The sequence below is a fragment of the Clostridium estertheticum genome (assembly GCF_018861295.1).
Classification (GTDB): Bacteria; Bacillota; Clostridia; order Clostridiales; family Clostridiaceae; genus Clostridium_AD; species Clostridium_AD estertheticum_D.
Genome location: NZ_JAHLDM010000026.1, coordinates 68,744 through 75,212, shown reverse-complemented (window position 1 = coordinate 75,212; position 6,469 = coordinate 68,744). Strand labels below are relative to the sequence as shown.

The 6,469-nt window shown below is 30.0% G+C and carries 10 protein-coding genes; 7 read left to right on the top strand and 3 right to left on the bottom strand.

Annotated features, from left to right (window positions below):
* Both tnpA and tnpB read left to right on the top strand, forming a co-directional pair.
* A partial coding sequence (gene tnpA, locus KPL54_RS20615; protein WP_216108411.1) for an IS200/IS605 family transposase occupies positions 1-395 on the top strand: 395 nt, incomplete at its 5' end.
* Between the two features lie 9 nt (positions 396-404).
* Entirely contained in the window at positions 405-1,490 is a 1,086-nt protein-coding gene (gene tnpB, locus KPL54_RS20610) for an IS200/IS605 family element RNA-guided endonuclease TnpB (RefSeq protein ID WP_216108410.1), read from the top strand.
* Here the strand turns inward: tnpB and KPL54_RS26225 are convergent.
* The gene (locus KPL54_RS26225) at positions 1,390-1,989 is read right to left on the bottom strand and encodes an MATE family efflux transporter (RefSeq protein ID WP_268038276.1); all 600 of its coding nucleotides are present in this window, start codon (positions 1,987-1,989) and stop codon (positions 1,390-1,392) included. The genes tnpB and KPL54_RS26225 overlap by 101 nt on opposite strands.
* On the opposite strand from KPL54_RS26225, the gene KPL54_RS26220 reads away from it, so the two are divergent.
* The 3 genes from KPL54_RS26220 to KPL54_RS20595 are packed head-to-tail and all read left to right on the top strand — an operon-like array spanning position 1,916 to position 2,866.
* On the top strand, positions 1,916-2,074 hold the full coding sequence (locus KPL54_RS26220) for a hypothetical protein (protein WP_253203648.1): 159 nt from the start codon (positions 1,916-1,918) through the stop codon (positions 2,072-2,074). The genes KPL54_RS26225 and KPL54_RS26220 overlap by 74 nt on opposite strands.
* 58 nt (positions 2,075-2,132) lie before the next feature.
* The gene (locus KPL54_RS20600) at positions 2,133-2,297 is read left to right on the top strand and encodes a hypothetical protein (protein ID WP_216108409.1); all 165 of its coding nucleotides are present in this window, start codon (positions 2,133-2,135) and stop codon (positions 2,295-2,297) included.
* 2 nt (positions 2,298-2,299) lie between these two features.
* Positions 2,300-2,866, top strand: a complete 567-nt coding sequence (locus tag KPL54_RS20595; protein ID WP_216108408.1) for a zeta toxin family protein — start codon at positions 2,300-2,302, stop codon at positions 2,864-2,866.
* Positions 2,867-2,986: 120 nt separating this feature from the next.
* Here KPL54_RS20595 and KPL54_RS20590 read toward each other — a convergent pair whose 3' ends face one another.
* Positions 2,987-3,739, bottom strand: coding sequence for an AraC family transcriptional regulator (locus KPL54_RS20590; protein WP_216108407.1), 753 nt, complete (start codon positions 3,737-3,739; stop codon positions 2,987-2,989).
* Here KPL54_RS20590 and KPL54_RS20585 point away from each other — a divergent pair.
* Positions 3,721-4,689 carry a family 4 glycosyl hydrolase gene (locus KPL54_RS20585; RefSeq protein WP_216108406.1) on the top strand — a complete coding sequence of 323 codons (969 nt, stop codon included), beginning with the start codon at positions 3,721-3,723 and terminating at the stop codon, positions 4,687-4,689. The two genes, KPL54_RS20590 and KPL54_RS20585, sit on opposite strands and share 19 nt — an antisense overlap.
* A 196-nt stretch (positions 4,690-4,885) precedes the next feature.
* Entirely contained in the window at positions 4,886-5,482 is a 597-nt protein-coding gene (locus KPL54_RS20580; protein ID WP_216108405.1) for a maltose acetyltransferase domain-containing protein, read from the top strand.
* 280 nt (positions 5,483-5,762) lie between these two features.
* On the opposite strand, the gene KPL54_RS20575 is transcribed toward KPL54_RS20580, so the two are convergent.
* On the bottom strand, positions 5,763-6,260 hold the full coding sequence (locus KPL54_RS20575; RefSeq protein ID WP_253203642.1) for a hypothetical protein: 498 nt from the start codon (positions 6,258-6,260) through the stop codon (positions 5,763-5,765).
* Between the last annotated feature and the right edge of the window lie 209 nt (positions 6,261-6,469).

Below are 6,469 nucleotides of genomic sequence, written 5' to 3'. Positions count from 1 at the left end.
AATTAGATACTAATAATCATTCGGTATTCTTGCTAAATTATCATTTAGTATTGGTTATAAAATATAGAAAAAAAGTAATAAATGATGAAATATCAAATAGACTAAGGGAAATATTTGAGTATATATGCCCAAAATATAATATTATTTTAGATGAATGGAATCATGATAAAGACCATGTGCATCTATTGTTTAGAGGTTATCCAAATACGGATATATCTAAGTTTATAAACGCATATAAAAGTGCTAGTAGTAGACTTATAAAAAAAGAGTTTTTATCAATTAAAACCCAATTATGGAAACAACATTTTTGGAGTAAAAGTTACTGCCTTATAACAACTGGTGGTGCTCCTATAGATATAGTTAGAAAATATATAGAAACCCAAGGATTGAAATGAGGTGAGAAAATGTTAAAGGCTTATAAATTTAGGTTATATCCAAATATTGAGCAAAAAATATATTTAGCCAAGACTTTTGGATGTACTAGGTTTGTATATAACCGAATGCTAGCTGAAAGAATTAAATCATATGAGGAAAACAAAGACCTAGATATTAAGGCGATTAAATATCCCTCGCCCGCACAATACAAAACTGAATTTGAGTGGCTAAAAGAAGTCGATAGTCTTGCTTTAGCTAATGCTCAAATGAATTTAGGTAAAGCGTATAATAATTTTTTTAGAGATAAATCAATTGGTTTTCCGAGGTTCAAGAAGAAAACTAATACCAATAGTTATACAACTAATAATCAAAATGGTACTGTGTATATTGAAAATAAGCATATTAAAGTACCTAAATTAAAGTCTATGATAAAAATAAAGCAGCATAGAGAATTCAATGGGTTAATTAAATCTTGCACTATATCACAAGTTCCAAGTGGAAAATATTATGTATCTATTTTAGTTGACGCTGAAAATATTCAATTGCCTAAAACAGGTAGTAAAATAGGTGTAGATCTGGGAATTAAAGAGTTTGCAATAACAAGTAATGGTGAGTTTTTTCATAATCCTAAATACCTAAAGAAATCAGCTAAAAGGTTAGCTAAACTTCAAAAGGATTTATCAAGAAAACAAAAAGGTAGCAATAATAGAAAAAAAGCTAAAATAAAAGTAGCAAAATTACATGAGAAAATATCTAACCAAAGGAAAGATATGCTGCATAAAGTAAGCACTCAATTAATTAACGAAAACCAAGTTATAGTGATTGAGGACTTAAAAGTTAAAAATATGGTAAAAAATCATAAATTAGCAAAATCAATAGCTGATGTTAGCTGGTCAGAGTTTAGAAGAATGTTAGAATATAAGGCAAAATGGTATAGTAGAGAAATAATAGTAGCACCATCAAACTATGCAAGTAGTCAGTTATGTTCTGATTGTGGTAATCAATCAAGTCAAACTAAAGACTTATCTTGTAGAACTTATATATGCCCAGTATGTGGAATGATAATGGATAGAGATATAAATGCGAGCAAAAATTTACTAAAACTAGCAATATAATAAAAGATATGTTGTTAGAGAGGTCGGAATGACCTTGATAGCTTGGATACGTCTCTGCAAGAGACGCACACGGCTCAGGAAGAGACGAACTTGCTACAGTAGTAGTATTGACCAAGAAGCCATCCACTTCTATAAGTGGTGGTAGTTCACGTTTTGTAACTAATATATAATCTAATGGGATATTAATTACGGGTCCTATTATCATACTTATCATGGCAATATTAGCATGTCCTTCAGACTGTATAATGCTATTGGCAACCATACTAAAAACAAAAAAAACATTACAATATAACGTAATTCTAAAAAATGTTAAGGCATAGGGAAGTATAGTTTTTGAGGAACCAAAAATACACAATATAGGTCTGATAAAGGTTAGTCCTATAACCATAATTATAATTCCTAATAAAACAGAGGATGTTAGTGCAGTGCCCACAGCCTTTTCTGCCTTTAATCTATTTCCTTCCCCAAGGCTTCTGGAAGTTATAGACGAAATTCCCACTCCAATTGATTGGGCAAGAGCAAGTATTAAGAGGATATCTTTTTGTGATAGAAGAGAAGGGGTTAATAATAAGGTAATAGTTTAATATAATAGTATATTGGTATATAATATTATATAAATAGTTTGAATTGGAGGTATTAGATATGGAAAGTAAAAATAAAGAAATATATGACATTTTTTTAGGATTATCATATAGTCAGTTAAAGGATTTATTTAGTAAGGCAAAGAGTAAACAAGAGCAAGATTTTTATATGACGTTATCTAATATGGTTTTACAAAGAGAACAAGAAAAGGTAATAGGTAAATAATTATGCCAACGTACACAATATTCGCGGGCACCAATGGTGCTGGTAAAACTTCAATGTATAAGTCAATATATTATAATGAAAATAAAGATGAAAAAAGAATAAATACTGATGAAATTGTAGCTAGTATAGGTTCTTGGCAAGATAATAATCTTCAAATGAAATGTGCTAGAGAAGCAGTTAAACTAATAAAAATATATATTTTACAAGGAATATCATTTAACCAAGAGACCACACTATCTGGTAGAAGCATAATAAAAAATATAAGGATTGCAAAAGATAATGGATTCTATATAGTGATGAATTATATAGGGGTTGAAAGTCCTGAAATTGCAAAAAAGAGGGTTAAGCTGAGGGTAAGTAAAGGCGGTCATGGAATACCTGAGGATACTATTGAAAGAAGGTATTATGCCTCATTAAAAAATTTAAAAATGGCTATTGAAATATGTGATGAAATCAATGTATATGATAATACAGAAAAATTTAAGCAAGTAATTGATTTAAGAGATGGCAATATAATTTGGAAAGATAAAAATATGCCAGGTTGGACAGATGATTTATTAAATGAGTAACTATTAAATATTATTATATTTAATAGTTACTTTTTTATTGGAAAATATCATTTTTATTTGATATCAAATTGTTCATGACGCCCGGGTGTCTTTGTGAGGAGGAGATGAACTTGTATTTTTTTATAATAGAGCCTGTCTATAAGATTTTGGTGAAACCCCTTTTATTTGTTTAAATATCTTTGAGAATCCAAGAGGATCATCATATCCAACGGAACGTGAAATCTCGCTTATAGTTAAATCTTTATTACTTAATAGTTTGCAGGCTTTATTAACCCTATATTTTATTAGGTATTCTTGGGGTGGAATTCCTAATAATTCACTAAATATAGTGCTAAAATAATTTTTATTAAGGCCTATATAACTCGCTAATGATTCAATAGACATGCTGCGAGAATAATTAGTTTCAATAAATTGAATGGATTTTTTTATGTAGTTTTTTTTCTGTCCATCTCCTTTTGTTTTAGGCGATTCTGATTGCTCTGTGAGCTCTGAAAGCAATATATTTAAATATCCTTGCAAGCGAAGTTCATACCCTAATTTATAAGTGCTAGAATGCCTAATTTCTTCAAAACATTTCTTAATAATATCACCTTTGCATTTGAAAACTGGATTGTCTTTATCTAATTTAATATTCTTTAAGAAGGTCTCAGCCTTTATTCCTCTAAATCCAATCCAAGTATAAATCCAAGGGTCTTTGCTACTCGCCTCATAATAGGTAATTACATCTGGACATATTAAAAAACCTTGATTTGCATGTAGATTATAAGATTTCCCATCTAATTCAAATAGACCACTTCCACTAATTATATAATGTAATAGGAAATGGTCTCTAAGAGCCGGTCCATAGGAGTGACTTGGTTTACAATTTTCCATACCATAATGGTCATGCTAAAATTAAATCATATACAAATAGAAAAGATGCTCTTAGAGGTGCAAATTATGTAGTTAATGCAATTCAAGTTGGAGGATATGATCCATGTACTATAACCGATTTTGAAATTCCAAAAAAATATGGTCTTCGCCAAACAATAGCTGATACCTTAGGAATTGGAGGAATATTTAGAGCCCTTAGAACAATTCCTGTAATGCTTGATTTTGCAAAAGACATGGAAGAAGTTTGTCCCAATGCCTGGTTCTTAAATTACTCTAATCCCATGGCAATGTTAACAGGTGCAATGTTAAAAGCCACTTCAATTAAAACTGTAGGACTATGTCATAGCGTTCAAAAATGTGTACCTGACCTTCTAAAATCTCTTGATATAGGTGTTAATGCAGAAGATGCACAGTGGAAAATTGCCGGCATTAACCATCAGGCTTGGTTATTAGAAGTTACCAAAAACGGTAAAGACCTTTATCCAGCATTAAAGGCAAAAGCTTTGGAAAAACAGTTGCAAGGCAAACATTCTGATATGGTGGAGAATAAAAATATACAACACACAAGAACCCATGAATATGCTTCTTATATAATGGAAGCTATGGAAACCGGCAATCCATATAAAATTGGTGGAAATGTACTAAATACAGGACTTATAACAAATTTACCTACTGAAGCAATTGTTGAGGTTCCCTGCCTAGTTGACAGAAGTGGAGTGATACCTACATATGTTGGTAAACTTCCACAGCAGCTTGCAGCATTAAATAGAACAAATATAAATCCTCAGCTTCTGACTATAGAGGCTGCACTTACAGGGAAACGGGAATTAATTTATATGGCTGCAATGCTTGATCCTCATACATCGGCAGAGCTTTCAATGGATAATATTAAATCTATGTGCGATGATCTTATTGAAGCTCATGGGGATTGGTTACCAAAATATAAATAGATGCTCAGAAATTATAATTAGCAATAATAATTAAGAAAACCTGCCATTGAAATAAAATTGCTATGAAAGCAGCTGTTAACTATTAGCAAAGTTAAGGTAGAAACAGATTAGAAATAATTTATTTTAATACTATTTCTATTATACAAGGAGACAATTAATTGAAATAAATATTATAAATTATGAAGGGGAGGGTATTATGACTATAAGAGAGAAAATGAAAAATGGTATGTTGTATTTAGATGTGGGGGAGGGACTTGACGAGGAACGCATACGGTGTAAAGAATTATTATATGATTATAACAATACACGTCCAAATCAAGAAATAGAAAGGAAAGATTTGCTAAAAAAATTATTGGGAGATATGGGTGAGGATATTTGGATTGAACCACCAGTTCATATGGCTTATGGTACGAATGTGCATATTGGCAATCATTTTTATGCTAATTTTAATCTTGTAATTGTAGATGATATTGATGTTTATATAGGTGAGCATGTAATGATAGCACCTAATGTAACAATAACACCAACAGGACATCCCGTTGATCCAAATCTTCGCAGACCAGGTACTCAGTTTTCAATTCCAGTAAGAATTGGTAATAATGTATGGATAGGATCCAATGTAGTGATTTTACCAGGCATCACTATAGGGGATAATTCAGTTATAGGTGCTGGAAGCGTTGTTACTCATGATATTCCTGAAAATGTAGTCGCTGTAGGAAATCCATGCCGTGTATTAAGGGATATAAATGAACGTGATAAAGAATATTATTATAAAAACAGAAGGGTTGATTAATTTTAATATAATTAATAATAAAATCTAGAAATAAATAAACAGCCTCTATATTAAATAAATAATATAGAGGTTTTTCTGTGTGATTAAATTTACTATTTACAATTAAAGATAATACTTAAATATGATATAATATAAAAAAATTCCATTTTAGATTTAGAGCAAAGGAAAGTATTATTGCAACTACAGCAAATACCTTTATATAAAGATAGTAAAGTACATTTTTATACATATGTACCCAAGGGTCTGACCACTTACATAGTTTGGAAGTGAAACGAACAATCTATGTTGCTAATAAATGAGTTAATGTTTGCAATTCTAAAATAAAATTTATAAAAGACTGTGTAGCAAAGTATTTCACGTTTGAAATCCTTAATTCTATACGACCTTCTGAATCCAAACTATCTAACAAAGGTTCTATTTTATATTTATTTAAAAGAGCCGTTATTGTTTTTTCTGTTTTATCATTGGTAAAAATATTTAATCCAAAAGAAATTTCTAGGCCTCCGAATGGGTACGTATAACATTTTACAGCTATCTTTTGAAAAGCAATTAATTCCTCTTTTGTATAATATCTATTAGAGCTATTTATAACTATGTAGGAACTATCGTCTTTTCCAGTGAATATAACTCCATTTATATTTACTTCTAAGTCATATTTTAACACATCTGATATTGTATATGGAGTAGCTTTTATACAATTTTCTGGAACGAATTTATACAATTTCTTCAAAGAACTCCCGTATATAGTTAATGTTCTAATTACTTTATTATTATCCAATTTAAGGTCCCCCTCCACTATACTATTCAAATTTATATTGATTACAATTACAGTTTATTTTTAGTATATCATTATTTAAATTATTTTTTAAGATTATTATTAAAATATTACCCTGATATATAGTTGTCTACATCCAGTTCCTTTAACTCCTTTGAATACCCATCGAATGTTTTTTGATATATTTTGACAAAAATAAAGAAACTTTGTTA